Below are 25,201 nucleotides of genomic sequence, written 5' to 3' on the forward strand. Positions count from 1 at the left end.
GAATTCTTTTTCATGAAGATCAAGAATGACTTTCCCGGTAATCCGTGAAGAACCATAAAAAAGGAGCCTCGAAAGGCTCCTTTTGGCGTGACACATGGGATCAGTCGAAGATACCAAAGGTCATGTAGCTGAACCACGAACGGTCTTCATTGTTGCCCAGTGCTTCGTGTTCCTGTTCCTTGATCACGTCGCCATTTTCGTCATGCGGCTTGAGTTCCGAAGGAATCGCGTCCTTGGCATCCTGGAACTGCTTGATCACGTCCTGGTTGGCGCGGGTTTCTCCCGGCGGCAGCGGCGGACGGGACTCGATCAGGCCCAGGGTGTATTTGCTCAGCCACGAACGGTTGTCGGCTTCCGCTACCAGCGGTACGAACTGGCCGTCTTTCAGGCTGGGGTGGTTCGGGTAGTTGAGCTTCAGGGTTTGCAGGCTGGTGTCGGCCAGGGCGTCCAGGTGCATGCGCTGGTAAGCCTCGGTCATCACGGCCAGGCCATCACCCACCGACGGGGTTTCCTGGAAGTTTTCCACGACATAACGGCCGCGGTTGGCAGCGGCCACATAGGCCTGGCGGGTCAGGTAGTAGTGGGCCACGTGGATTTCGTAAGAGGCCAGCAGGTTGCGCAGGTAGATCATGCGCTGCTTGGCGTCCGGCGCGTAGCGGCTGTTGGGGTAGCGGCTGGTCAGCTGGGCGAACTCGTTGTAGGAGTCGCGGGCGGCACCTGGGTCACGCTTGGTCATGTCCAGCGGCAGGAAGCGCGCCAGCAGGCCAACGTCCTGGTCAAACGAGGTCAGGCCCTTGAGGTAGTAGGCGTAGTCGACGTTCGGGTGCTGCGGGTGCAGGCGGATGAAACGCTCGGCGGCGGATTTGGCAGCTTCCGGCTCCGAGTTCTTGTAGTTGGCGTAGATCAGCTCCAGCTGGGCCTGGTCGGCGTAGCGCCCGAACGGGTAACGCGACTCCAGCGCCTTGAGCTTGGCGGTGGCGCTGGTGTAGCTGTGGTTGTTCAGGTCGGTCTGAGCCAGTTGGTACAGCTCGACCTCGCTCAGGTTTTCGTCGACGACTTCCTTGGTTGACGAGCAAGCAGCAGTCATGGCGAGGATGGCGATCAGCAGCAGGTGTTTCACTTGCATGGCGGCTTGCGTCCCTATGACGGCCGCTGTCTTGGGCGGGGCCGTCCTGTTATGATGAGCGCCCCTTGGAAAGCCTCGGGGCAAAAGACGCCGTATTTAACCACAAGCGCGCAGCCGAAACCAAAGGCTGTGCCACGCCTAGTCTGAGCATGTCCGATAAAATTGAACTTCGCGCAGAGGTGCCGTCCGAATTGGGCGGCCAACGCCTCGATCAAGTCGCCGCACAATTATTCGCCGAGCACTCGCGCTCGCGCCTTTCCGCCTGGATCAAAGACGGCCGCCTGACTGTGGACGGAGCGGTTATCCGCCCGCGAGACATCGTCCATGGCGGCGCCGTGCTTGAGCTGACTGCCGAGCAGGAGGCCCAGGGCGAATGGGTCGCCCAGGACATCGAGCTGGACATCGTCTATGAGGACGACGACATCCTGGTGATCAACAAACCCGCAGGCCTGGTGGTTCACCCGGCGGCCGGGCACGCTGATGGCACCTTGCTCAATGCCTTGTTGCACCACGTGCCGGACATCATCAATGTCCCGCGTTGCGGCATCGTCCACCGCCTGGACAAGGACACTACCGGCCTGATGGTGGTGGCCAAGACCCTCCAGGCGCAGACGCAATTGGTCACACAGTTGCAGAGCCGTACGGTCAGCCGTATCTACGAATGCATCGTGATCGGTGTGGTCGTGGCCGGCGGCAAGATCAACGCGCCCATCGGCCGGCATGGTCAGCAGCGTCAGCGCATGGCGGTGATGGAAGGTGGTAAGCCTGCGGTCAGCCACTACCGGGTGCTCGAGCGTTTCCGCTCCCACACCCATGTACGGGTCAAGCTGGAAACCGGCCGTACCCACCAGATCCGGGTGCACATGGCGCACATCAACTTCCCGTTGGTCGGCGATCCAGCCTACGGTGGTCGCTTCCGCATCCCGCCAGCGGCCAGCGCGACCATGGTCGACTCCCTGAAGAACTTCCCGCGCCAGGCGCTGCACGCACGCTTCCTGGAACTGGATCATCCGACGAGCGGTAAACGGATGAGCTGGGAGTCGGAGCTGCCGGACGATTTCGTCTGGTTGCTGTCGCTGCTCAAGCAAGACCGCGAGGCGTTTGTTGGATGACTGACTGGCTGATTCCTGACTGGCCCGCGCCGGCCGGGGTGAAAGCCTGCGTCACCACGCGTGCGGGCGGCGTCAGCGTGGCGCCGTTCGACAGCCTCAACCTGGGCGACCATGTCGAGGACAGCCCCGAGGCCGTTCGCGAAAATCGCCGACGCCTCACCGACGCCTTCTCTATTAATGCCGCCTGGTTGCGCCAGGTTCACGGTGTGACCGTCGTCGAGGCCGACCCCACCCGCATCGCCGAAGCGGATGGCAGCTGGACCAGCACCCCGGGCATTGCCTGTACCTCGATGACCGCCGATTGTCTGCCTGCACTGTTTTGTAACCGCGCGGGCACCCGCGTGGCCGCCGCGCACGCTGGTTGGCGTGGGTTGGCAGCGGGCGTATTGGAGGCCGCGTTTGAAAGCCTGCAAGCGGAGCCTGCCGATGTGCTGGTGTGGTTAGGCCCGGCGATCGGCCCGCAGGCCTTTGAAGTCGGCCCTGAAGTGCGCGAAGTCTTCATGCAGCAGTTACCGGCCACGGCGGATGCCTTTGTTCCCAGCCACACGCCTGGCAAGTACATGGCCGACATCTATCAGTTGGCCCGTCTGCGGTTGGCACAACGGGGGGTAACGGCGGTTTACGGCGGTGGTTTGTGCACCGTGACCGATCCGCGCTTCTTCTCCTATCGGCGCAGCCCGCGCACTGGGCGCTTCGCCTCCCTGATCTGGCTCGAACGCTAGACTCTCCTGACCTGCATCAAGCATCGGCCGCTTGAATCTTCCAGAATCCACCCCATCTATGGGGCATCTGGCAGGTTTCATTATTCAGGATGTGTTTATAGCTCCGGCCTGCTCAAAAGGAAGGTGACTAATGCGTATTGATCGTTTAACCAGCAAATTGCAATTGGCCTTATCGGACTCCCAGTCCCTGGCGGTCGGCCTCGACCACCCGGCCATCGAGCCCGCTCACTTGATGCAGGCACTCCTGGAGCAGCAAGGCGGCTCCATCAAACCGTTGCTGATGCAGGTGGGCTTTGACGTCAACAGCCTGCGCAAGGCGCTGAGCAAAGAGCTCGATCAACTGCCGAAAATCCAGAATCCTACGGGCGATGTGAACATGTCCCAGGACCTGGCGCGCCTGCTCAACCAGGCCGACCGCCTGGCCCAGCAAAAGGGTGACCAGTTCATCTCCAGCGAACTGGTGCTGCTGGCCGCGATGGATGAGAATAGCAAACTGGGCAAATTGTTGCTCGGCCAGGGTGTCAGTAAAAAAGCCCTGGAAAATGCCATCAACAACTTGCGCGGCGGTGAGGCTGTAAACGACGCCAACCACGAAGAGTCGCGCCAGGCGCTGGACAAATACACCGTCGACCTGACCAAGCGCGCCGAAGACGGCAAGCTCGACCCGGTGATCGGCCGTGATGACGAAATTCGCCGCACCATCCAGGTCCTGCAGCGTCGTACCAAGAACAACCCCGTGCTGATTGGCGAGCCGGGCGTGGGTAAAACCGCGATTGCCGAAGGTCTGGCCCAGCGCATCATTAATGGCGAAGTGCCGGACGGCCTCAAGGGCAAGCGCCTGCTCTCGCTGGACATGGGCGCGCTGATTGCCGGGGCCAAGTTTCGCGGTGAGTTTGAAGAGCGCCTGAAAGCCCTGCTCAATGAACTGTCAAAGCAGGAAGGCCAGATCATCCTGTTTATCGACGAACTGCACACCATGGTCGGCGCCGGCAAAGGCGAAGGCTCCATGGATGCGGGCAACATGCTCAAACCCGCATTGGCGCGGGGCGAGTTGCACTGCGTCGGTGCGACCACGCTGAACGAATATCGCCAGTACATCGAGAAAGATGCGGCGCTGGAGCGGCGCTTCCAGAAAGTGTTGGTGGAGGAGCCGAGCGAAGAAGACACCATCGCGATCTTGCGTGGCCTCAAAGAGCGGTATGAGGTTCACCATAAAGTCGCGATCACGGACGGCGCGATCATTGCTGCGGCGAAGTTGAGCCATCGCTACATTACCGACCGTCAGTTGCCGGACAAGGCCATCGACCTGATCGACGAAGCGGCCAGCCGCATCCGGATGGAAATTGACTCCAAGCCCGAGGTGCTGGACCGTCTGGATCGGCGTCTGATTCAGTTGAAAGTCGAATCCCAGGCCCTCAAGAAAGAAGAAGACGACGCGGCGAAGAAACGCCTGGAAAAACTTCAGGAAGAAATCGTCCGCCTGGAGCGTGAGTATTCGGACCTGGAAGAAATCTGGACCTCGGAAAAAGCCGAAGTCCAGGGTTCGGCCCAGATCCAGCAAAAGATCGAGCAGTCCCGCCAGGAGCTGGAAGCGGCGCGCCGTAAAGGTGACCTGAACCGCATGGCCGAGTTGCAATACGGGGTGATCCCGGACCTGGAGCGCAGCCTGCAAATGGTCGACCAGCACGGTCACAGCGAGAACCAGTTGCTGCGCAGCAAGGTGACCGAAGAAGAAATCGCCGAAGTGGTGTCCAAATGGACCGGCATTCCGGTGTCGAAAATGCTCGAAGGCGAGCGCGACAAGCTGCTGAAGATGGAAAGCCTGTTGCACCAGCGTGTCATCGGCCAGGAAGAGGCGGTGGTGGCCGTGGCGAACGCGGTGCGGCGTTCGCGGGCGGGGCTGTCCGACCCGAATCGTCCGAGTGGCTCGTTCATGTTCCTGGGCCCGACCGGCGTGGGCAAGACCGAGCTGTGCAAGGCGTTGGCCGAATTCCTGTTCGACACTGAAGAGGCCATGGTGCGCATCGATATGTCGGAGTTCATGGAGAAACATTCCGTGGCCCGCTTGATTGGGGCGCCACCTGGCTACGTGGGATATGAAGAGGGCGGTTATCTGACCGAAGCGGTGCGGCGCAAGCCTTACTCGGTGATCTTGCTGGATGAGGTCGAAAAGGCGCACCCGGATGTATTCAACGTGTTGCTGCAAGTGCTCGAAGACGGCCGTTTGACCGACAGCCACGGGCGTACCGTGGATTTTCGCAATACGGTGATCGTGATGACGTCCAACCTGGGCTCGATGCAGATCCAGGAGCTGGTGGGTGATCGCGAGGCCCAGCGGGCAGCGGTGATGGACGCGTTGACGACGCACTTCAGGCCCGAGTTCATCAACCGGGTGGATGAAGTGGTCATCTTCGAGCCCCTGGCGCGGGATCAGATCGCGGGCATCACCGAGATTCAGCTGGGCCGCCTGCGCAGTCGTCTGGCCGAGCGCGAGCTGGCACTGGCGTTGAGCGCAGAGGCGTTGGACAAGCTGATTGCAGTGGGTTACGACCCCGTGTACGGCGCGCGGCCGTTGAAGCGTGCGATTCAGCGCTGGATCGAGAACCCGCTGGCGCAGTTGATCCTGTCGGGCAGCTTTATGCCGGGCACCAGCGTCACGGCGTCGGTAGAAAACGACGAGATCGTGTTTCACTGAGGCGTGCCCGTCCGGCGTTGAGACGAGGCCCCGTTTTGCGGGGCCTTTTTTTTCGATAGGGCGTTGAACTGTAAGGCAAAGGCTTGTAAAGTGCGCCCCGCAGTATGTCAGCCCAAGGGTTTCTTCTCCCCAAGAAGAAATCAGAAACAAGCGCAAATCATTGTCTTAAAAGCAATTTAAAGGGTTGACAGGGGCTTTTAAGATTGTAGAATAGCGCGCCTCAGAGACACGAACGTAGCGATACGCAAGCGTCGAAGAGAAGCAGTAAAGGTTGTAAATTGAAATATGCAGTTCCGTGATAGCTCAGTCGGTAGAGCAAATGACTGTTAATCATTGGGTCCCAGGTTCGAGTCCTGGTCACGGAGCCAATTTCAAACCGGGGTATAGCGCAGTCCGGTAGCGCGCCTGCTTTGGGAGCAGGATGTCAGGAGTTCGAATCCCCTTACCCCGACCATATTTGGGTCGTTAGCTCAGTTGGTAGAGCAGTTGGCTTTTAACCAATTGGTCGTAGGTTCGAATCCCACACGACCCACCATTTTTGAAACCAGCTCACGCTGGGATCGAATCTTAAGATCAGAGGCCAAAAGCGCTGATCGAAGAAGGCGACTTTTTTTGAAGGTCGCCTTTTTTTTACCGGGGTATAGCGCAGTCCGGTAGCGCGCCTGCTTTGGGAGCAGGATGTCAGGAGTTCGAATCCCCTTACCCCGACCATATTAAAAATCCCCGTATCGCAAGATACGGGGATTTTTTTTGCCCGCTTAAAACCAGTGTGGGAGGGGGCAAGCCCCTCCCGTCGCACGGTCAGTGCAGCTTGAGGCGCGGTTCGGTGCCTCGCCCGATTTTGCTGCCCAGCATCAGCATCGCCGTGCGGAACAGGCCGTACAGCGCCACCTGGTGCATGCGATACAACGACACGTAGAACATCCGCGCCAGCCAGCCTTCCAGCATCACGCTGCCGGTGAGGTTGCCCATCAAGTTCCCCACCGCCGAAAAACGGGACAGGGAAATCAGCGACCCATAGTCGGTGTACGTGTAGGACGGCAAGTCCTTGCCCTCGATGCGCAATTTCAGTGACTTGACCAGCAACGACGCCTGCTGGTGCGCGGCCTGTGCCCGCGGCGGTACATTGCGGTCGGTGCCGGGTTGCGGGCACGCGGCACAGTCACCAAAGGCAAAGATGTTTTCATCACGGGTGGTTTGCAGGGTCGGCAGCACCTGCAGTTGGTTAATGCGATTAGTCTCCAGCCCGTCAATGTCCTTGAGAAAGCCCGGCGCACGAATCCCGGCGGCCCACACTTTCAGGCTGGCCGAAATGACCTGGCCGCTGCTGGTGATCAGGCTGTCGGCGGTCACTTCGCTGACGGCGGCGTTGGTCAGGACCGTGACGCCAAGTTTCTCCAGGGTTTTATGCACAGGCCCGCCGATACGCTCCGGCAGCGCGGGCAGCACCCGAGGGCCGGCCTCGATCAGGGTGATGTGCATGTTTTCCGGTTTGATCCGGTCCAGGCCATATGCCGCCAGTTCATGGGCGGCGTTATGCAGTTCGGCGGCCAGCTCGACACCGGTGGCGCCAGCCCCGACGATGGCAACGCTGATCTGTTCTACCGCATCGGTCTGCCCGGCGTGCGCGCGCAGGTAGTGGTTGAGCAGCCGTTGGTGAAAGCGTTCGGCCTGCTTGCGGGTGTCGAGGAACAGGCAGTGCTGCGCCGCGCCTTCGGTGCCGAAGTCATTGGTGGTGCTGCCCACGGCAATGACCAGCGTGTCATAGTCCAGCACGCGCGCCGGGAGCAGTTCTCGACCGTCTTCATCAAGGGTGGCGGCCAGCTGGATTTTTTTCTGTTCGCGATCGAGCCCGCTCATGCGGCCCAGCTGGAACTCGAAATGGTTCCATTTCGCCTGGGCGACATAGTTGAGTTCGTCTTCCGAAGAGTTCAGCGAACCTGCGGCCACTTCGTGCAGCAGTGGCTTCCAGATGTGGGTGAGGTTGGCGTCCACCAGCGTGATGCTGGCGGTGCCGCGCTTGCCCAGAGTCTTACCCAGGCGGGTCGCCAACTCCAGGCCGCCGGCGCCGCCGCCGACGATAATAATACGATGGGTCATGGGGATATCTCGCAAGGCTAAAGGAAATCGGTGCAGTCACCCCCGCGAGCGCCAGGCAGCTCATAGCGTGAGGTAACTCAAAAGGCGGCTCAGCAAACCCAGGCCGATGACCACAACCAACACCACAGCCAGCAGCAGCCACGGCCGGAAGGGCTTGCGCTCGACCTGGTTCTGGGACAGTTGCAGGTACTCTTCGACATGCTGTTGATCGTCGGGGTTCAGGCGGCTGGTCATAAAGGCCTCGTCAGGTAAGACGTTGCGAAAGGAGTGAACGTTACAGGCGTGCCGTTTTGCGGCATGTCACCAGCATAGTCGCTGCAAAACGGGGCCTTGCGTTCACGGGCTTTCGGCAGGCAGGTAATGATTACCCTTTGTATCACCCGGCCTGGATTTGCGCCATGCCCAAACGTGCGGACTACAGGCTGATACCCACGTCGAACAGGATGCTGCGCCCCAAGTTGTTGCGCAGGAAGTCCGGCGCGTCCGGATGGGCGAACAGCACCCGGGCGAAAGTCGGGCCGACGAGGGACAACGAGCGCCAGCCCTGGCGCAGGTATTCGGTGGGGGGCGGGAAATGGCTGTTGAGGTCCAGCACTTCGCGCTTGAGGCTGGTGAAGGCGATGAGATCCAACTCGCCCAGGTCCATGCCGCGCTCTTTGTAGTTATGGGCTTTTTTGCGCAGGGTCGGCCCCAGGCGCAGCAGAAACTCATGGGCGGGAATGCGCCGCGGCTTGGCTTCGCGGCGTACCAGTTGGCTCAGCGAAAAAGCACTGCGGCGGCGCAGCAGTTCGTCGCGCCATTCGTCGTTCAGGCGGCGGCCTTCATCCAGCACAAAAAACACTTCGAAGCTGGCATCGCGAAACAGCACGTCCGGCGGCTCCTGCCCGGCGGCGTGGAACTCTTCGGCGCGATAGGGCACGTTCAGGCCTTGCAGCAGGCGCTGGCAGACCCAACGCTCACGCTCCCATTTGCGGGCATTGGACAAAAACGCGTTGGCTTGTTCGGCCGCCACGGTGAGCAGGCGCAAGTAATCTGAGTCATCCATGTCACCAGCTTAGCGTTCAAATCATGACCGCAGGAAGTCTCGTGTCAAAAGCCCGGTGTAGACTGGCCCCTGGGAAAAAAATCGTGAGTTGAGGAGTGTGTGGTGAAGTTTTTTGCAGCGCTGTTCCTGAGTCTTTTGCCCTTGTGGGCCCAGGCCATCGAGCCAGGTGATCGACTGGCCCCCTGGACGTTGCTTGATCAGTTCGACCAGCCCTACACCCTGAACGATCAAGCGCGCACGTTGCTGGTAGCCCGCAGCATGGACGCGGCCAAGTGGGTGGACGCAGCATTGCAGGGCCAGCCCAAAGGCTATCTTGAAGCGCGGCACGTGGTGTTTGTCGCTGACATTCAGCGCATGCCCCGGTTGATCGCCAAGTTGTTCGCCGTCCCGGCGATGCAGGCCTACAACTACCGTGTGATGCTCGACCGTGACGCGCGCATCGCCCCGCGTTATCCGGCGCCTGTGGATAAAGTGCTGTGGCTGCAACTGGACAAGGGCACGTTGGTGGCCCGGCATGAATATGGCTCGGCCAATGAATTGCGAGAGGCGCTGGAGCAGCTCAAGGAGTGATCCTCGCTGCCTTGATCCAGGTCAAATCGTGTCCCCGCGACCGGGCCCATGCTCTGCAAAATTTTCGGGGGCTTGGGTGATGGGTGTGTACGAATGGGCAAGGCAAGAGTTGCGCAGAAGCCAGGACGCCGCGCAGGAAATCGGCTTTGACCCCGGCCTGGCCTTGCGCGCCATGCTCAGTGCGGTGGTGCAGCAGAGCAAAGGCGTGCGTACCTTCGAGGACCTGGCCGACGAGCTGCAATACCTGGCAGAAAACCTCGACGACCAGCAGGTGTACGCCTTTATGCGGCCTTAATGCCGGGGTGAAAGGTCTTCGGAGAACAATTCGTCTTCAGCGTCCGGGGCCACGGGAATCTTGTGATCCTCGGCGGCCCAGGCGCCCAGGTCGATCAGCTTGCAGCGGTCCGAGCAGAACGGCCGGGTGAGGTTGGTCGCTTTCCATTCCACTGGGGCGCCGCAGGTTGGGCATTCGACGGTCAAGGGTTGGCTCATGATCGGCCTCCACGCAAAGTAAGGTAAAAGTGGTGCAGTCGTTCGACACCGGCCTGCAGTTGGGCCAGGTCCTGGTCGTTGACCAGCACGTCATCGGCATGGCTCAGGCGGTCTTCACGGGTGGCCTGGGCCTTGAGAATGGCGTGCATCTGTTCTTCGCTGATGCCGTCGCGCAGCAGGGTGCGCTGGATTTGCAGCGACTGCGGCACATCGATCACCAGAATGCGTTGGGTCAGGGTGTACTGGCCCGACTCGATCAACAGCGGTGATACCAGAATCGCGTAGGGCGACTGCGCCTGTGCCAGATGGCTGCGAATTTCATCGGCAATCAGCGGATGCAACAAGGCTTCCAGCCAGCGGCGCTCCTCTGGCACCTCAAAGATCCGCTTGCGCAGGGCCGCACGGTCCAGGCTGCCATCGGGCAGCAATACATGCGCGCCAAAATGCTCAGCAATGTTTGCCAATGCGGGGCGCCCCGGCTCCACTACCCAGCGGGCGGCGTGGTCGGCGTCGACCAGGTCGATACCCAGGTTGATGAAGTGTTGGGCGGCGGCGCTTTTGCCGCTGCCGATACCGCCAGTGAGGCCCAGCACCCAGGGTGTTGCAACAGAAGTGGTCATCTGAAACCGACGGACTGCAAATAGAAGTCGGTTATTTGACCACCCCAGAGCAATGCAATCCAGCCGGCAATCGCCAGATACGGACCAAATGGCATCGGTGTCGACACCAGGGCCTTGCGCCGGCGCAGCAAAATCAGCCCGCCCGCCACGCCGACAAACGATGACAGCAGCAGCGTCATGGGCAGCAATTGCCAGCCGCCCCAGGCCCCCAGCATGGCCAATAATTTGAAATCTCCATACCCCATGCCGTCTTTGCCGGTGACCAGCTTGAACAGCCAGAACAGCGACCATAGGCTCAGGTAGCCCACGACGGCGCCCCACAAGGCGTCCGGCAGTTCGGTGTACAGCCCGGCGCTGTTGAGGATCAACCCCAGCCAGAGCAAGGGCAGCACCAGCACATCCGGCAACAGTTGGTGATCGATATCGATCAGGCTCATCGCCAGCAAGCCCCAACTCAGCAACATGACCGCGCCCGCCTGCCAGCCGAAGCCGAACTGCCAGGCGACGATTGCCGTGATCAGGCCACAGGCCAGTTCGGTAAGCGGGTAACGCGTGCTGATGGCCTGCCGGCACTTCGCGCAGCGCCCCTTGAGCAGCAGGTAACTGACCAGCGGAATATTTTCCCAGGGGCGGATCGGTTCATTGCACCGTGGGCAGCAGGAGTGGGGCTGCATCAGGTTATACACCGGTGCGCCGGGTTCGGCGGGCAGGCCCAAGACTTCGCGGGCTTGGGCGCGCCAGTCCCGCTCCAGCATCTTGGGCAGGCGCCAGACCAGCACGTTGAGGAAACTGCCAACGATCAGGCCAAGTATCAGCGAGCCCCCCACGAACACGTGTGGCTGATCGAGCAGGAGGTGAGCCAGTGACAGCGTCAAAACGCCGTACCGAGCTGGAATATGGGCAGGTACATGGCCATGACCAGCGCCCCGACGAGGCTGCCCAGTATTACCAGAATCAGCGGCTCCATCAGGCTGGTGAGGGTGTCCACCTGGTGGTCGACGTCAGCCTCGTAGTGGCTGGCCACCTTGGCCAGCATGCTGTCCAGGGTGCCGGACTCTTCGCCGATGGCCGTCATCTGAATGGCCATGCCTGGAAACAAACCGCTTGCGGCCATGCTTTGATTCAATTGCATGCCGTTGGAAACATCGTGGCGCATGTGTGTGATTGCCTGTTTGAACGGCCCATTGCCGGTGGCCCCGGCAACCGAATCCAGCGCCTGTACCAAGGGCACGCCTGCGGCAAAGGTGGTGGACAGCGTGCGCGCATAACGGGCCAGCGCGGATTTTTTCAGCAGTGTGCCTGCCAGCGGGAGTTTCAACAAACGGGCATCGACCGCGTGACGAAAGCGCGGCGATGCACCATAGGCCCGGCGCCCGCCAAGGACAGCGGCAATGCCGCCCAAGGCCAGCGCCCACCAGGCCTGCTGCATAAAGTCGGATAACGCGATGACCATCAGGGTAAACGCTGGCAGTTCTGCACCGACCCCGGCAAACAATCCCTGAAATTGCGGTACCACATGGATCAGCAAAATGGCGCTGACTATCGCGGCAATCACCAGCACCGCCAGGGGGTAGGTCATGACCTTCTTGATGCGGGCCTTGAGTTGTTCGCTTTTTTCCAAATGAGTGGCGACGCGCTCCAGCTGCGTTTCCAGTGCGCCGGCCTGTTCACCCGCGGCAATCAGGTGGCAATAGAGCTCATCGAAGTGGCGCGGTTGTTTGTGCAGCGCATCGGCGAGGCTGCTACCGGCGGCTACCTCTTGCTTGAGGCCTTGCACCACGGTGCGCAGCTGCAGGTGGTCGGTGCCTTCTGTGATGATGTCGAAGGCTTGCAACAGGGGAATGCCAGCCTTCAAAAGCGTCGCCAGTTGCCGGGTGAACAGGGCGATGTCCCTTGGCTTGATCGGTGGGTTGAGGCCTGGCCAACCCGCAAATTTCTTGCGGATGCGTGCAGGGGTGATCCCTTGCTGGCGCAACTGCGCCTTGACCAGTGCCAGGTTGTTGCCGCGTGTTTGCCCGGACACTTTACGCCCGTTGCGGTGGGTGCCTTCCCAGGCATAGAGGGTTGCAGCCTTCATTTCGCCGTTCCGTGCGCAGCCAGTAGAAGTTTTACAGCTTAGTCAGGCGAACGATTCGGGCACGGCGGCCTTGAGCGGAAAAATGTCAGAATGTGCGTCCCACCCACGATAGCCCGTGCGCAGGTGAGTACACTGGCGCGGCTGTCGAGACGGGGCGCAGGACGCGCCTCGCTACAGGTTCAATTCTGGAGAGTGAAAGTGATGCGTCATAAAGGTTTTACGTTGATCGAGCTGTTGATCGTCGTCGCGATCATCGGCATTTTGGCCACCATCGGCCTGCCCATGTACACCAAACACCAAGCCAAGGCCAAATTCACCGCAGGGTTGGCAGAGATCTCCGCGTTGAAGGCCGGCTTTGAAGACGTCCTCAACCAGGGCACCTCGCCGACGTTAGCGTTGATCGGCGGCACCAGCCCCACCGCCCATTGCAAAATCGAGGCGAGCGGGGATGTCGCCACTGGCGCGGGCACGATTGCCTGTGAACTCATCGAGGCGCCCGCCCCGGTACTGGGCAAGACCATCACCCTGACGCGCAGCGCCACGGCCGGCTGGAAATGCACCACCACCGCCGACGATCAATACGCGGCCAAAGCGTGCGCCAGCGGCGGGGCATAAGACAGGCTATCGTGCAGGAATCGGCGATGGCGCCCCAGCGGTGGCCGTCGCCCCTTTGAACAAGGACGTAGAGGTTGTCGGTGTCTATCCAGCAGCGGGGAAGTCTCTTTCTGGTCGTGGCGGCGTGCCTGCTGGTGTCGGCGATCTGCGCGTCCTTCAGCGCGCATGACTGGCAGCGCGTGGTGCAGATTGCCTTTGTCGTGATGGCCGTGGTGTATGGGCTTTCAGCGGGGCGTGCGCAACCTCAGGTCGACAGGCCGACCGCCGTGGGGCTGGTGTTGATTGTCGGGCTGGGCCTCTGTTCTTCGGGGTTGGCCCACCAACCGCTCTGGGCCTTGACCGAGCTGGCGCTGGCCATCGGTTGCGCGGCCATCGCCGTTGCGTTTTGCCGGGTCCGGCGCGAGGGTGGCGAGCCCTTGGACCGGGTCCTGATCCTGATTGTCTTGCTGCTGTGCCTGATCAAGAGTGTTCAATATCTGTATGCCGGTGTCATTGCCTTCAGCGGCGCTGGCACGGTGTTGGACGCCGACCGCTTGCTGTCCGGTTTCTCCAACAAGCGTTTTTATGGCCAGTTCCAGACCTTTACCTTGCCGTTGCTGGCGCTTCCCCTGTTGCTGGCCGGCGTCACGCGGCCTGCACGCGCCGCCGTGTTTGCGTTGTTGTGCGTCTGGTGGTTGATCGTGATCAGCGGCGGCACACGCGGAACCTGGCTGGGGCTTGGCGTCGCGGCCGCAGCGCTGGCGGTTTTAGCGCCTGCGGGGCGGCGCTGGGTTGCCTGGCAAGGGGCCGCGCTGGTCTGTGGATTAGTGCTGTATTGGCTGCTGTTCACAGTGTTGGCGGGTTACCTGGGGTTCCAGATTTCCAATGATGCTGCCGGGCGCCTGACCACTACGCTGTCTAACCGCGGCCCGCTCTGGTCACAGGCATGGCACATGACGGTCGAGCGGCCCTGGCTGGGTTTCGGGCCGATGCACTTCGCCGATATTGCCAACGACATCGCGGCGCACCCCCATCAGGCGGTTCTGCAATGGGCCAGCGAGTGGGGCGTGCCGTCAGCGCTGTGTGTGATGGCATTGGCGCTGCGGGCGGGCTGGGCCACGGTGCGCTTGATACAGGCACGCGCAGAGTCAGAGGCGCGTTCGGACGTGCTGCGCCTGTGCCTCTTTGCCGCCCTGGTGGGCGCGATGACCCAGGCGATGGTGGACGGTGTGATCGTGATGCCTGTCTCCCAACTCTGGTTGGCCCTGGTGACGGGCTGGCTGATGGCCCTGCACCACTTGCGAACGCCCGCACGCGCACCCTTGCCCCTGTTGTACGGGACATGGGCGGCCACCAGCGTCCTGGCTGCCGGCCTGCTGGTGTTTGTCGCCGCGCGCGATGTGCCTCATCTCGCCGAGCGTGCACAGCACCATGCACAGGTCAGCAAGGCCTACCTGCAACCACGCTTCTGGTCACAAGGCGTCATTGCCGAGCCAACGCGCTAAGTTGCCGGACGCCCAAGGCAGTGCTAGCTTTAGCCCACCGCCCGTGTAGCTCAGCCGGTAGAGCAGCGCACTCGTAACGCGAAGGTCGCAGGTTCGATTCCTGTCCCGGGCACCAGCGCAACACAGTTTTCAGATGATCCCAGAATGGTTCTGAAGGCCAGACGGGCCGGTACACAGGCCGGCTCTTTTGTATCTGATCGACCTTGATGACCCAGATGCATCCCCATTCCTCGATCCAAGAGAACGCCATGACCACACAAGCAATGACCCAGGAAGCACGGCACGCAGCGGCCCTTGAAAAATACCTCGCTGAATCGCCGCAACTCAAAGAAGAGATCAAGGCGTTGAGCGCCGACGATCAGCGCGACCAGATCCAGTGGGCATTCGAGGACGAGGCCGAGAGCCAGGGCTATCAGCCTTGGGAGCTGACCCTGAAGTACACGTCCACCCCCGAAGAGTTCGAGACCGCCCGCCTTGCATTGCACAAGGAAGCGGCCGAGGTGTTGGGGGTTGAGTGGGACGAGTACTGCGAAATGAACGATTTGGTCGTTTAAGGGCAGGCGTAGTGCCAGGCTTCAGGCTGCCAGTGGGCAGCTTGAAGCCTGGCGCGGCTCACAAACTCAGCCTCATCGACAGGTCCACCGCCTTCACGTCTTTCGTCATCGCACCGATGGAGATGTAGTCCACCCCGGTTTGTGCGATCGGCAGCAACGTACTTTCATTGATCCCGCCGCTGGCTTCCAGCTTGGCCTTGCCGCCGTTCAGGCGCACGGCTTCACGCATGTCGTCCAGGCTCAACTCGTCCAGCATGATGATGTCGGCCCCGGCCGCCAGGGCTTCGCGCAGTTCGTCCAGGCTTTCCACTTCGACTTCCACCGGCTTGCCCGGGGCGATTTTGTGCGCGGCGTTGATCGCTTGGGCAATGCCGCCGCAGGCCGCGATGTGGTTTTCCTTGATCAGGAACGCGTCGTACAAACCGATGCGGTGGTTGTGGCAGCCGCCGCAGGTCACTGCGTATTTTTGCGCCAGGCGTAGACCCGGGAGAGTCTTGCGGGTGTCCAGCAATTTGACCTGGGTACTGGCGACAACGTCCGCCAGGTCGTGCGCGCGGGTGGCGACACCGGACAGCAATTGCAGGAAGTTCAGCGCGCAACGCTCGCCGCTGAGCAGCGAACGGGCTGGGCCTTCCAGGTGGAACAGCGCCTGGTCGGGGCTCACGCGCTCACCGTCACGTACTTGCCAATGCACGGCCACCCGTGGGTCCAGTTGGCGAAACACCGCGTCCACCCACGCTGTGCCGCTGATCACGGCGGCGTCGCGGGTGATGATGGTGGCCTTGGCCAGGCGTTCGGCCGGGATCAATTGCGCGGTGATATCACCGCTGCCGACGTCCTCGAGCAAGGCGCGGCGCACGTTGGCTTCGATTTCGGCGGTCAGGTCGGCAAGGCGAAGATTGGGCATGACGGGCTCCACAAACAAAGTGCGCCGATTATAGGGGCACGGCGCCTTGCAACCCAAGGCGCCGCACGCGGGCTCAGGCTCATTTGCGCACAAGGGCAGAGTTTGCTGGCGCAACAGCCCCCATTTGCCAGATAATCTCGCGCCTTGCAATTGGCGTCATAGCTTTGACGTATCAGTGGCCGCCCGGTATTCGCGGCGCTCGGGGTGTTTTCCCGGGCCCGTACCGATCGGTTACAACACCGGACACCGCCGTTTCAGGAGGCCAGGATGCATAACGACGCAAAGGTGGTGCCCATCAACAAGGCGATGGCGATGCCCTCGCCGCTCGCCCGTTTGCCAGTGGTGCTGCTTCAAGTCCGTGACAAGGCGGCGCAACAGCTCAGGCAGGGGTTACAGGACCTGTTCGATAACGCCGACGACACCCTGTTCGAGATGGCCGACAAGGCCCGCAGCAACACGGACCACGGTATTTTCTTCGAGGCCATGCGCGACCTGCGCCTCAAGCGCAAGAATTTCGAGCGCGGGTTCATGGACCTGCTTTTCGACGGTTTCGCCAGGCTCGGCCGGGCAGGGCGCGGCGAGCTGCACCTGGTGCCGGTGGTGTCCTACGAGGCGCAGCCCGGCCAGTCCAAGGACGAACTGGAAAAAGCCCTCGCCTTGGAAACTATGCTCGGCAAGGTGCAGCGCCGTGATGGCCTGGCCTTGGGCCAACTCACTGCCCGCTTGAGCGAGTTGCTTGGCAAGCGCCTGGATGACCGCGAAAACCCGCTGGGCCCCGCGATGCTCTGTGAATACTTCCTGCGGGCGGGGCGTAACCTGGGGGTAGAGATCCGCGTCAAGCTGATCATCCTCAAACTGTTTGAGAAGTACGTACTCAGTGATGCCGACGCCCTCTACGGCGACGCCAATCAATTGCTGATCGCCACCGGCGTACTGCCCGCGCTCAAGGCCGTGCCGTCGCGCCGCGCCGCGCCCCGGCCCGACTTGCCGGCCGCGCACGCGCCCCAGGTGCGCCCCCGCAGCGACGGCGGCCAAGCGGTGTTCGCCGCCTTGCAAGAGCTGCTCAGCACCGTGCGCGGCAGCGTTGCGCCCACGCTTGAGCCCAGCGCCCGGCCCCAGCCCATCTCCACCCGCGACCTGTTGCGCCTGCTCTCGCATTTGCAGCAATACGTGCCGCAGCCCGAGGTGGAGGACGACTTTGACCTGCGCAACCAGCTTGAGGAGCTTTTGACCCGCATCAGCGTCATCAGCGGCAAGCCGCGAGTGATCGACGATGCCGACGAAGATGTCATCAACCTGATCGGCATGCTGTTCCAGTTCATGCTCGAGGACCGCAGCGTGCCTGCGTCCCTCAAGGCACTGATCGCCCGCTTGCAGATTCCCCTGTTGAAAGTGGCGGTGCTGGACAAGAGCTTCTTCAGTTGCGCCGACCATCCGGCGCGGCGCCTGCTGGATGCAATTGACCAGGCCGCCACGGGTTGGGGCCAGCGTGACGAGCGGCAGCGGCGCAGCCTGTACGCACAAGTCGAGCAGTTGGTGCAGCGCCTGTTGAATGATTTTGCCGACGACCCGGCGATCTTCCCGCAGTTGCTGTGCGAGTTCACTGCCGTGACCCAGGGCGAACAGCGCCGCAGTGAACCGCTTAGCCGTGACACGCTGTTGTTTGACCGCGCGTTGGCGGCGGTGATTGGCCACCTGCGCCAACTCAATCGCGGCAAGTGATCGCAACCTTGGGGCTTAACGCGGCATACTGCGCCCTCTGAGCCTTGTTCAAGGAGCCTGTATGCAGTTGGACCCCGCCAGCGGTTGGTGCCAGGGCATTCGTCATTGCCTTTCACCCAACTTCAATGAACGCCCCGGCGGCGAAATTTCCCTGTTGGTGGTGCACAACATCAGCCTGCCGCCGGCGCAGTTCGCCACCGGCAAGGTGCAAGAGTTCTTCCAGAATCGCCTGGATGTCACGGAACATGCCTACTTTGAAGGGATCGCGCACCTACGCGTGTCTGCGCATTTTCTGATCGAGCGCGACGGCGCGGTCACGCAGTTTGTCTCGTGCCAGGACCGCGCCTGGCATGCGGGTATTTCGAGTTTCGAGGGGCGCGACACCTGCAACGATTTTTCCCTGGGCGTGGAGCTTGAAGGCACCGACGACCTGCCGTTCACCGAGGCGCAATACCAGGCGTTGACGACACTGACGCGCCAGTTGCTGGCGGCGTACCCGGCCATCACGGTTGAACGGATCTGTGGTCATAGCGATATCGCCCCGGGACGCAAGACCGATCCCGGACCGGCTTTTGATTGGGCGCGCTTTCGTGGCGCTTTGCAGCAAGGAGGACACACACAATGAGTTTTCTGGTGTTGGTGCTGGCGGTCTGGATCGAGAAGTTTTCGGCCTTGCGTCAGCGGTTGCAGCGTGACGGCCTGTGGCGACGAGAACTGGCTCGGCTTGAGTCGAGCGAGCGGCTGGGCAAACAGCCCTGGCTGATCCTCGCCTTGTTGGTGTTATTGCCGGTGGCCTTGCTCGCCCTGTTATTGCTGGGGCTGCAACCTGTGGCGTATGGCCTGCTGGCATTGCCGGTGCACCTGCTGGTGGTCATCTACAGCCTGGGCCGTGGCGATGTGATGGCCGGGCTCGGCCCGTTTCGCGACGCGTGGCGCCGTGGCGACCTGCAAGCCGCCGAGCATGTGGCCGAGCGCGACCTGAACCTGTGCGCCGACAACGGCGAGCAATTGCTGGAGCGGGTCCAGGGCCATTTGCTGTGGCAGGCCTACCAGAGCTTCTTCGCCGTGATTTTCTGGTACTTCCTGCTGGGCCCCGTGGCGGCGCTGGCCTACCGCCTGCTGGCCCTGGCTGCCGAACACAGCCAGAACCCGCGAGTGGCCGAGCGCGCCGGGCAACTGCGCCACGCGTTCGACTGGCTGCCGGTGCGCCTGCTGGCGGCGAGCTTTGCGCTGGTGGGCAACTTTGTCGCGGTCAGCCGCGTGATGCTGCACGAACTGTTGAGCTGGGACATCACGGCTGCGCAACTGGTGGACAAGGTCGGCCTGGCCGCCGGTGAAATCCCGCCGCCGGTGGTGGGCGCCGAAGGCATCAACAGCCTCGACCGTCTCTGGGAACTGCTGCTGCGCGCCGCGGTGCTGTGGTACGCCGGGTTTGCCATCTGGACCGTGTTGCCCTGAGCTGCACCCCGGCTCAGCGCGCCCAGCCAAACAATTCACAGGCCGTGCGGGTGCTGGCCTCGGCCAGTGCGAGCGGCTGGGTGTTCAGGTGCGCGGCCAGCGCGGCGCAAATCTGGGGCAGGTGTTCGGGGCTGTTGCGCTGGCCGGGGTACATCACCGGGGCCATGTCCGGCGAGTCGGTTTCCAGCACCACCGCGTCCAGCGGCAGGCGGGCGAGCACCTTGTGCATACGCAGTGCCTGGGGCCAGGTGGCCGCGCCGCCCAGCCCGAGCTTGAACCCCAGCTTGAGGTATTCGCGGGCTTCTTCGTAGCTGCCGGCAAACGCGTGAATGATGCCGCCGCGTGACAGGCGAATGCGCTTGAGGGTGGCGATCACCGCCGCGTGGCTGCGGCGCACGTGCAGCAGGGCTGGCAGCTGGAAGTCCACGGCCAGCTGCAATTGGGCTTCAAACAGTGCTTGCTGGCGGGCGCGGTCGAGGTGTTCAAGGAAATAGTCCAGGCCGATTTCGCCCACCGCGCACAGTTGCCGATGGCCGTTGAGCCGGGTCAGCCAGTCGCCCAGTTCGGTGAGGTCGGCGGGGCGGTGATCGTCGAGGTACACCGGGTGCAGCCCAAAGGCGGCGAACAGGTCCGCGTCGTCTTGCACCAGGTCCCACAGTCGCTGCCAATTCTGCTGATAGACCCCCAGCACCACCATGCGCCTGACGCCCAACTGGCGGCTGCGGGCCAGCACGTCGCGGCGGTCGGCGTCGAAGTCCGCAAAGTCCAGGTGCGTGTGGCTGTCGATCAGTTCCATCGCGATTACTGTGGGTGAATCCGTTGTTTGAAGGTACGGCCGATGGCATGCACCCCGGGCTGGTAGCGCTCCTCTTCAACGGCTGCCAAGGCCAGGCGCAGCGCGGTTTCGGCGATCAGCGCGTGTTGTTGGGCCATGGCGTTGACCGGCAACGGCAGAAAGTCCAGCAATTGGGTATCGCCAAACGTGCCCAGGTGCAGCGGATGGGTCCTGAGCGGGAAGTCATGCAGTGCATCAAACACGCCTTGCAGCAGCACGTAGGACGTGGTCACCAGCGCGTCAGGCAAATGCCCCAGGCGTTGCAGCAATTGCTCCATCAGCTGTCGGCCACAGTCGCGGCTGAAGGCCTCGCCTTCTTCGATCAGCACCTCGCCGTGAAAGCCTTGCAGGGCTTCGTGAAAGCCCGCCGCACGTTCCTGGCTGATGCCCAGTTCGGGCCGCGCGCCGATCAGCGCGATCTGGCGGGGCGCCGGTTGCAGCAAGCTGCTGGTCAATTGCAGGCAGGCCTGGCGGTCGTCGCTGACCACCGAGCAGAATTGCGTCGGGTCCATCACCCGGTCAAGGGCGATCACCGGCAGGCCCTTGGCTTGCAGTTCACGGTAGCTGTCATCGCTCGCGGGCAGGCAACTGGCCACAAACAAGGCATCGCAACGGCGCGCGCGGAACAGTTGCAACAGTTGGCGTTCACTGTTGGCGTCGTCATCGGAGCTGGCGATCAGCAACTGGTAGCCCCGGGCGCGGGCGCCTTGCTCCAGCAGTTTGGCGATGCGCGCGTAACTGGGGTTTTCCAAGTCTGGCAGGATAAACCCCAACGTACGGGTATGCCGGCTGCGCAGCCCGGCGGCCTGGGGGTTGGGCGTAAAGCCGTGCTCTTCAACGACGGCGCGCACCCGTTCGACGGTGGCGCTGCTGATCCGTTGCTGTTCGGCTTTGCCGTTGATGACGTAGCTGGCGGTGGTCACCGACACACCGGCCAGACGGGCGATATCACTGAGTTTCAAACCGGGATTTCCTTGTTTTTTGGAGCTTGCCCCGACATTTTGTCCAATCGTAAACGATTCTTGCAGACGACCATTGTCGCACCTCAACGCCGGGCGGCGCTTGTTTACCCGCTCAATTCAGACATAACCGACTATTGACGCTAGATTAAACGTTTCAGCAAGCGTATTTTGGCGAACATGGCGACGAATGCAGGCCTGCCCACTGACCGCCCAGTCAGCGCCTGCACCCGCTTTTGCACCGATTTATTCAAAAATAATAGCCAGTGCACCCGATGCGCTGATCAGGAGAACGGCATGCTTGAGCTCACCCACGAGCAGATTTCCATGGGCCAGACGGCGGTGGACAAGTCTGCGGCCTTGCACTTGCTCGCTGGCAAACTCGTGGCCGACGGCCTGGTCGCCGAGGGCTACCTTGAGGGCTTGCAGGCCCGTGAGGCTCAAGGCTCGACCTTTCTCGGCCAAGGCATTGCCATTCCCCACGGCACCCCCGAAACCCGTGACCAGGTGTTCAGCACCGGCGTGCGCCTGCTGCAATTTCCCGAAGGGGTGGACTGGGGCGACGGCCAGATCGTGTACCTGGCCATCGGCATCGCGGCCAAGTCCGACGAACACCTGCGCCTGCTGCAACTGCTCACCCGTGCCCTGGGCGAAACCGACCTGGGCCAGGCCTTGCGCCGCGCAGGTTCTGCCCAGGCGTTGTTGAAATTGCTGCAAGGCGCGCCGCAGGCGCTGGCGCTGGATGCACAAATGATCAGCCTTGGCGTGTCGGCCGACGACTTTGAAGAACTGGTGTGGCGCGGCGCCCGTTTGCTGCGCCAGGCCGATTGCGTGGGCAACGGTTTCGCCGCGGTGCTGCAACAAGTCGATGCGCTGCCGCTGGGCGATGGCCTGTGGTGGCTGCACAGCGAACAAACGGTAAAGCGCCCGGGCCTGGCATTTGTCACGCCGGACAAACCCCTGCGCTACCTCGGCCAGCCCTTGAACGGGCTGTTTTGCCTGGCCAGCCTGGGTGAGGCCCACCAAGCCTTGCTGGAACGCCTGTGTGCGTTGCTGATTGAAGGCCGTGGCCAGGAACTGGGCCGTGCCACCAGCCGTCGCGCGGTGCTTGAAGTGCTCGGCGGCGAATTGCCCGCCGATTGGCCCAGTGCCCGTATCACCTTGGCCAACGCCCACGGTTTGCATGCCCGCCCGGCCAAGGTCCTGGCGCAGTTGGCAAAAGGTTTTGACGGCGATATTCGTGTGCGCGTGCTGGACGGCCCGGTGGGCGCCGTGTCGGTCAAAAGCCTGAGCAAGCTGCTGAGCCTCGGGGCCCGGCGGGGCCAAGTGCTGGAGTTTGTCGCCGCGCCCGGCATTGCCGACGAAGCGCTGCCCGCGTTGCTGGCGGCGGTGCAGGCGGGCCTGGGTGAAACGGTCGAGCCGTTGCCCATCGAGGTCGCGTTACCTGCTGCCACTGAGCCCGAACCCACGCTCAGCGCCCCGCCTGCCGGCAGCCAGTGGCAAGCCGTGCCCGCCGCGCCCGGCATCGCCATGGGCCCGGCGTACGTTCAGGTGCCGCAACCGTTCGACTACCCGCTGCGCGGCGAGTCCGCCGTGATCGAGCGCCAGCGCCTGCACGCCGCGCTGGCGCAGGTGCGCGCGGACATCCAGGGCCTGATCGACCGTGGCACCGCCGCGGCTATCCGCGACATTTTTATCACCCACCAGGAAATGCTCGACGACCCGGAATTGGCCGACGACGTCGACACCCGCCTCAAGCAAGGCGACAGCGCTGAAGCGGCCTGGATGAGCGTGATCGAGGCGGCGGCCCAACAGCAGGCAGCGCTGCAGGACGCCTTGCTCGCCGAGCGTGCCGCCGACCTGCGCGACATCGGCCGCCGAGTGCTGGCGCAGTTGTGTGGTGTGGCGGCGGCCCAGGCGCCAAGCGAGCCCTACATTTTGGTGATGGACGAAGTCGGCCCCTCGGACGTGGCGCGCCTGGACCCGGCCCGCGTCGCCGGTATCCTCACCGCGCGCGGCGGTGCCACCGCCCACAGCGCCATCGTCGCTCGCGCCCTGGGCATTGCGGCGCTGGTGGGCGCCGGGCCTGCGGTGTTGTTGCTCGCAGACGGCACGCCGTTATTGCTCGACGGCCAGCGCGGGCGCCTGCATGTCAGCCCCGACGCCGCGACGTTGCAGCGCGCCACCGTTGAGCGCGACACCCGCGAGCAGCGCTTGCAAGCCGCCGCCGCGCAACGCTTTGAGCCGGCGCGGACCCGTGATGGCCACGCCGTTGAAGTGTTCGCTAATGTGGGGGAAAGTGCAGGCGTTGCGTTGGCCGTGGAGCAGGGCGCCGAAGGCATCGGCCTGCTGCGCACCGAACTGATTTTCATGGCTCACCCCCAGGCCCCCGACGAGGCCACCCAAGAGGCCGAATACCGCCGCGTGCTCGACGGCCTGCAAGGTCGCCCGCTGGTGGTGCGCACCCTGGATGTGGGCGGCGACAAACCGCTGCCTTACTGGCCGATCGCCAAAGAAGAAAACCCCTTCCTCGGTGTGCGCGGCATTCGTCTGACCCTGCAACGCCCGGCGATCATGGAGGCGCAATTGCGCGCCCTGCTGCGCGCTGCCGACGGGCGTGCGCTGCGCATCATGTTTCCGATGGTCGGCAGCCTGGACGAGTGGCGCCAGGCCCGCGACATGACCGAGCGCTTGCGCCGGGACATCCCGGTGGCCGACTTGCAGCTGGGCATCATGATCGAAGTCCCGTCCGCTGCCTTGCTGGCGCCGGTGCTGGCCCGGGAAGTGGACTTTTTCAGCGTTGGCACCAACGACCTGACCCAATACACCCTGGCCATCGACCGGGGCCACCCGACGCTGTCGGCCCAGGCGGACGGCCTGCACCCGGCGGTGCTGCAGCTGATCGACATCACCGTGCGCGCCGCCCATGCCCATGGCAAATGGGTGGGCGTGTGCGGCGAGCTGGCGGCAGACCCGCTGGCCGTGCCGGTGCTGGTGGGCCTGGGGGTGGATGAGTTGAGCGTGTCGGCCCGCAGCATTGCCGAGGTCAAGGCCCGGGTGCGTGAATTGAGTTTGCGCCAGGCCCAAGGCCTTGCGCAGCAGGCACTGGCGGCGGGCTCTGCCGCCCAGGTGCGTGCGTTAGTGGAGAACGAATAAATGGCAAGGATTTTAAGCCTGACGCTGAACCCGGCGTTGGACCTGACCGTGCGCCTGACGCGCCTGGAACCGGGCGCCGTCAACCGCAGTGAGGCGATGTTGACCCACGCGGCGGGCAAGGGCGTGAACGTGGCTCAGGTCCTGGCAGACCTGGGCCATCACGTGACCGTGGGCGGCTTTCTCGGTGAAGACAACCCGCAAGCGTTCGAGGCCCTGATCGCCTGTCGCGGGTTTGCCGATGCCTTTATGCGGGTGCCCGGGGAAACCCGCAGCAACATCAAGATCGCCGAGCAAAGCGGCCAGGTGACGGACATCAACGCGCCCGGGCCGCAGGTGAGCGAGCAGGCGCAGCAAGCGTTGCTCGATCAACTGACGCGCGTGGCACCCGGGCATGACGCCGTGGTGGTGGCTGGCAGCCTGCCGCGTGGGGTCAGCCCGCAGTGGCTGGGCGTTTTGGTACACCATCTGAAAAGCCTGGGCTTGAAAGTCGCCCTGGACACCAGCGGCGACGCCCTGCGCGCCGGGCTCGACGCGGGCCCCTGGTTGATCAAACCCAATACCCAAGAGTTGGCCGATGTGCTCGGTGGCCCGGCGGACGATGCGGCGCGACAGGCGCAGGCGGCCGCGCATTTGCACGCCCGCGGCGTCGAGCACGTGGTGATCTCCCAAGGTGCCGACGGCGTGAACTGGTTCGGCCCCGGCACGGCGTTGCATGCCACGCCCCCCCAGGTGGTGGTCGCCAGCACGGTGGGGGCGGGCGACTCGCTGTTGGCCGGGATGCTCCATGGTCTGCTGAAGGCCGATTCACCGGAAACCACCTTGCGCCGAGCCACCGCGATTGCTGCGATGGCCGTGACGCAAATCGGTTTTGGCATCCGCGACGACGCGCAATTGGCGCGCCTTGAAAGCGCCGTGCAGCTCAGCGCGCTGACACAACAATAAGAGAGGCCGG

General features: G+C 62.9%; 23 protein-coding genes, 5 tRNA genes and 1 pseudogene. 18 read left to right on the plus strand and 11 right to left on the minus strand.

The annotated features are described in order from the left end of the window. Positions 1–100: 100 nt before the first annotated feature. Positions 101–1,126 (minus strand): outer membrane protein assembly factor BamD, encoded by a 1,026-nt coding sequence (locus ACW9H9_RS25045; RefSeq protein WP_457345970.1) that lies wholly within the window; start codon positions 1,124–1,126, stop codon positions 101–103. Between the two features lie 149 nt (positions 1,127–1,275). Between ACW9H9_RS25045 and rluD the strand changes: the two genes are divergently transcribed. The 7 genes from rluD (at position 1,276) to ACW9H9_RS25080 (ending at position 6,366) form a co-directional block, all read left to right on the plus strand. Then, the gene (rluD, locus tag ACW9H9_RS25050; RefSeq protein ID WP_457345971.1) at positions 1,276–2,238 is read left to right on the plus strand and encodes a 23S rRNA pseudouridine(1911/1915/1917) synthase RluD; all 963 of its coding nucleotides are present in this window, start codon (positions 1,276–1,278) and stop codon (positions 2,236–2,238) included. After that, the gene (gene pgeF, locus ACW9H9_RS25055; RefSeq protein WP_457345972.1) at positions 2,235–2,960 is read left to right on the plus strand and encodes a peptidoglycan editing factor PgeF; all 726 of its coding nucleotides are present in this window, start codon (positions 2,235–2,237) and stop codon (positions 2,958–2,960) included. Before rluD ends, pgeF begins: the two co-directional genes overlap by 4 nt. A 130-nt stretch (positions 2,961–3,090) precedes the next feature. Continuing rightward, positions 3,091–5,655 (plus strand): ATP-dependent chaperone ClpB, encoded by a 2,565-nt coding sequence (gene clpB / locus ACW9H9_RS25060; protein WP_457345973.1) that lies wholly within the window; start codon positions 3,091–3,093, stop codon positions 5,653–5,655. Positions 5,656–5,947: 292 nt separating this feature from the next. Then, positions 5,948–6,023: transfer RNA gene (locus ACW9H9_RS25065), tRNA-Asn, on the plus strand. Positions 6,024–6,032: 9 nt separating this feature from the next. Continuing rightward, positions 6,033–6,109, plus strand: a tRNA-Pro gene (locus tag ACW9H9_RS25070). A 5-nt stretch (positions 6,110–6,114) separates the two neighbouring features. Continuing rightward, positions 6,115–6,190, plus strand: a tRNA-Lys gene (locus tag ACW9H9_RS25075). Between the two features lie 99 nt (positions 6,191–6,289). After that, a tRNA-Pro gene (locus ACW9H9_RS25080) sits at positions 6,290–6,366 on the plus strand. A 90-nt stretch (positions 6,367–6,456) separates the two neighbouring features. Here ACW9H9_RS25080 and ACW9H9_RS25085 read toward each other — a convergent pair. The 3 genes from ACW9H9_RS25085 to ACW9H9_RS25095 form a co-directional block, all read right to left on the minus strand. Beyond that, the gene (locus ACW9H9_RS25085; RefSeq protein WP_457345974.1) at positions 6,457–7,755 is read right to left on the minus strand and encodes an NAD(P)/FAD-dependent oxidoreductase; all 1,299 of its coding nucleotides are present in this window, start codon (positions 7,753–7,755) and stop codon (positions 6,457–6,459) included. A gap of 60 nt (positions 7,756–7,815) precedes the next feature. Then, positions 7,816–7,989 (minus strand): DUF3094 family protein, encoded by a 174-nt coding sequence (locus ACW9H9_RS25090; RefSeq protein WP_457345975.1) that lies wholly within the window; start codon positions 7,987–7,989, stop codon positions 7,816–7,818. A gap of 181 nt (positions 7,990–8,170) precedes the next feature. After that, positions 8,171–8,800: a DUF1780 domain-containing protein gene (locus tag ACW9H9_RS25095; RefSeq protein ID WP_457345976.1), complete on the minus strand. Its 630-nt coding sequence runs from the start codon at positions 8,798–8,800 to the stop codon at positions 8,171–8,173. Between the two features lie 102 nt (positions 8,801–8,902). Between ACW9H9_RS25095 and ACW9H9_RS25100 the strand changes: the two genes are divergently transcribed. Then, positions 8,903–9,370, plus strand: coding sequence for an FAD/FMN-containing dehydrogenase (locus tag ACW9H9_RS25100; protein WP_457345977.1), 468 nt, complete (start codon positions 8,903–8,905; stop codon positions 9,368–9,370). 79 nt (positions 9,371–9,449) lie between these two features. Further along, a complete protein-coding gene (locus ACW9H9_RS25105; protein WP_457345978.1) occupies positions 9,450–9,665 on the plus strand; it encodes a hypothetical protein in 216 nt (71 codons plus the stop codon). Here the strand turns inward: ACW9H9_RS25105 and yacG are convergent. Genes yacG through ACW9H9_RS25125 form a run of 4 tightly spaced genes read right to left on the minus strand, consistent with a single transcriptional unit; the run spans position 9,662 to position 12,559 of the window. After that, complete coding sequence (gene yacG, locus ACW9H9_RS25110) at positions 9,662–9,862, minus strand: DNA gyrase inhibitor YacG (RefSeq protein WP_457345979.1); 201 nt, start codon at positions 9,860–9,862, stop codon at positions 9,662–9,664. The two genes, ACW9H9_RS25105 and yacG, sit on opposite strands and share 4 nt — an antisense overlap. Further along, positions 9,859–10,482, minus strand: coding sequence for a dephospho-CoA kinase (coaE, locus tag ACW9H9_RS25115; protein ID WP_457345980.1), 624 nt, complete (start codon positions 10,480–10,482; stop codon positions 9,859–9,861). The genes yacG and coaE overlap by 4 nt, the downstream gene beginning before the upstream one ends. Then, the gene (locus ACW9H9_RS25120) at positions 10,479–11,351 is read right to left on the minus strand and encodes a prepilin peptidase (protein WP_457346000.1); all 873 of its coding nucleotides are present in this window, start codon (positions 11,349–11,351) and stop codon (positions 10,479–10,481) included. Before ACW9H9_RS25120 ends, coaE begins: the two co-directional genes overlap by 4 nt. A gap of 2 nt (positions 11,352–11,353) precedes the next feature. Beyond that, entirely contained in the window at positions 11,354–12,559 is a 1,206-nt protein-coding gene (locus ACW9H9_RS25125) for a type II secretion system F family protein (RefSeq protein ID WP_457345981.1), read from the minus strand. 201 nt (positions 12,560–12,760) lie between these two features. On the opposite strand from ACW9H9_RS25125, the gene ACW9H9_RS25130 reads away from it, so the two are divergent. From ACW9H9_RS25130 to ACW9H9_RS25145, 4 genes are all read left to right on the plus strand, one after another. After that, entirely contained in the window at positions 12,761–13,174 is a 414-nt protein-coding gene (locus ACW9H9_RS25130) for a pilin (RefSeq protein WP_457346001.1), read from the plus strand. Positions 13,175–13,248: 74 nt separating this feature from the next. Further along, positions 13,249–14,658 (plus strand): O-antigen ligase family protein, encoded by a 1,410-nt coding sequence (locus ACW9H9_RS25135; RefSeq protein WP_457345982.1) that lies wholly within the window; start codon positions 13,249–13,251, stop codon positions 14,656–14,658. A 39-nt stretch (positions 14,659–14,697) separates the two neighbouring features. Then, positions 14,698–14,773, plus strand: a tRNA-Thr gene (locus ACW9H9_RS25140). 133 nt (positions 14,774–14,906) lie between these two features. Further along, positions 14,907–15,212, plus strand: coding sequence for a DUF6388 family protein (locus ACW9H9_RS25145; RefSeq protein ID WP_457345983.1), 306 nt, complete (start codon positions 14,907–14,909; stop codon positions 15,210–15,212). Positions 15,213–15,270: 58 nt separating this feature from the next. On the opposite strand, the gene nadC is transcribed toward ACW9H9_RS25145, so the two are convergent. Beyond that, entirely contained in the window at positions 15,271–16,119 is an 849-nt protein-coding gene (nadC, locus tag ACW9H9_RS25150) for a carboxylating nicotinate-nucleotide diphosphorylase (RefSeq protein WP_457345985.1), read from the minus strand. A gap of 267 nt (positions 16,120–16,386) precedes the next feature. On the opposite strand from nadC, the pseudogene ACW9H9_RS25155 reads away from it, so the two are divergent. The 3 genes and pseudogenes from ACW9H9_RS25155 to ampE all read left to right on the plus strand — a co-directional run. Then, a pseudogene (locus ACW9H9_RS25155) lies at positions 16,387–17,775 on the plus strand (DUF1631 family protein); the annotation flags it as partial. Between the two features lie 127 nt (positions 17,776–17,902). Further along, on the plus strand, positions 17,903–18,466 hold the full coding sequence (gene ampD, locus ACW9H9_RS25160) for a 1,6-anhydro-N-acetylmuramyl-L-alanine amidase AmpD (protein ID WP_457345986.1): 564 nt from the start codon (positions 17,903–17,905) through the stop codon (positions 18,464–18,466). Then, positions 18,463–19,299 carry a regulatory signaling modulator protein AmpE gene (ampE, locus tag ACW9H9_RS25165; protein ID WP_457345988.1) on the plus strand — a complete coding sequence of 279 codons (837 nt, stop codon included), beginning with the start codon at positions 18,463–18,465 and terminating at the stop codon, positions 19,297–19,299. The genes ampD and ampE overlap by 4 nt, the downstream gene beginning before the upstream one ends. Positions 19,300–19,312: 13 nt before the next feature. Here ampE and ACW9H9_RS25170 read toward each other — a convergent pair whose 3' ends face one another. Together ACW9H9_RS25170 and cra are read right to left on the minus strand one after the other, a co-directional pair. Then, positions 19,313–20,095, minus strand: coding sequence for a TatD family hydrolase (locus ACW9H9_RS25170; RefSeq protein WP_457345990.1), 783 nt, complete (start codon positions 20,093–20,095; stop codon positions 19,313–19,315). Positions 20,096–20,100: 5 nt separating this feature from the next. Next, positions 20,101–21,096, minus strand: a complete 996-nt coding sequence (cra, locus tag ACW9H9_RS25175) for a catabolite repressor/activator (RefSeq protein WP_457345991.1) — start codon at positions 21,094–21,096, stop codon at positions 20,101–20,103. A 294-nt stretch (positions 21,097–21,390) separates the two neighbouring features. Here cra and ptsP point away from each other — a divergent pair, with 294 nt between their 5' ends. Further along, complete coding sequence (gene ptsP / locus ACW9H9_RS25180; protein ID WP_457345992.1) at positions 21,391–24,249, plus strand: phosphoenolpyruvate--protein phosphotransferase; 2,859 nt, start codon at positions 21,391–21,393, stop codon at positions 24,247–24,249. Further along, the gene (gene pfkB / locus ACW9H9_RS25185; RefSeq protein WP_457345993.1) at positions 24,250–25,191 is read left to right on the plus strand and encodes a 1-phosphofructokinase; all 942 of its coding nucleotides are present in this window, start codon (positions 24,250–24,252) and stop codon (positions 25,189–25,191) included. Positions 25,192–25,201: the final 10 nt, after the last annotated feature.

This window comes from Pseudomonas sp. SDO5215_S409 (assembly GCF_054071325.1).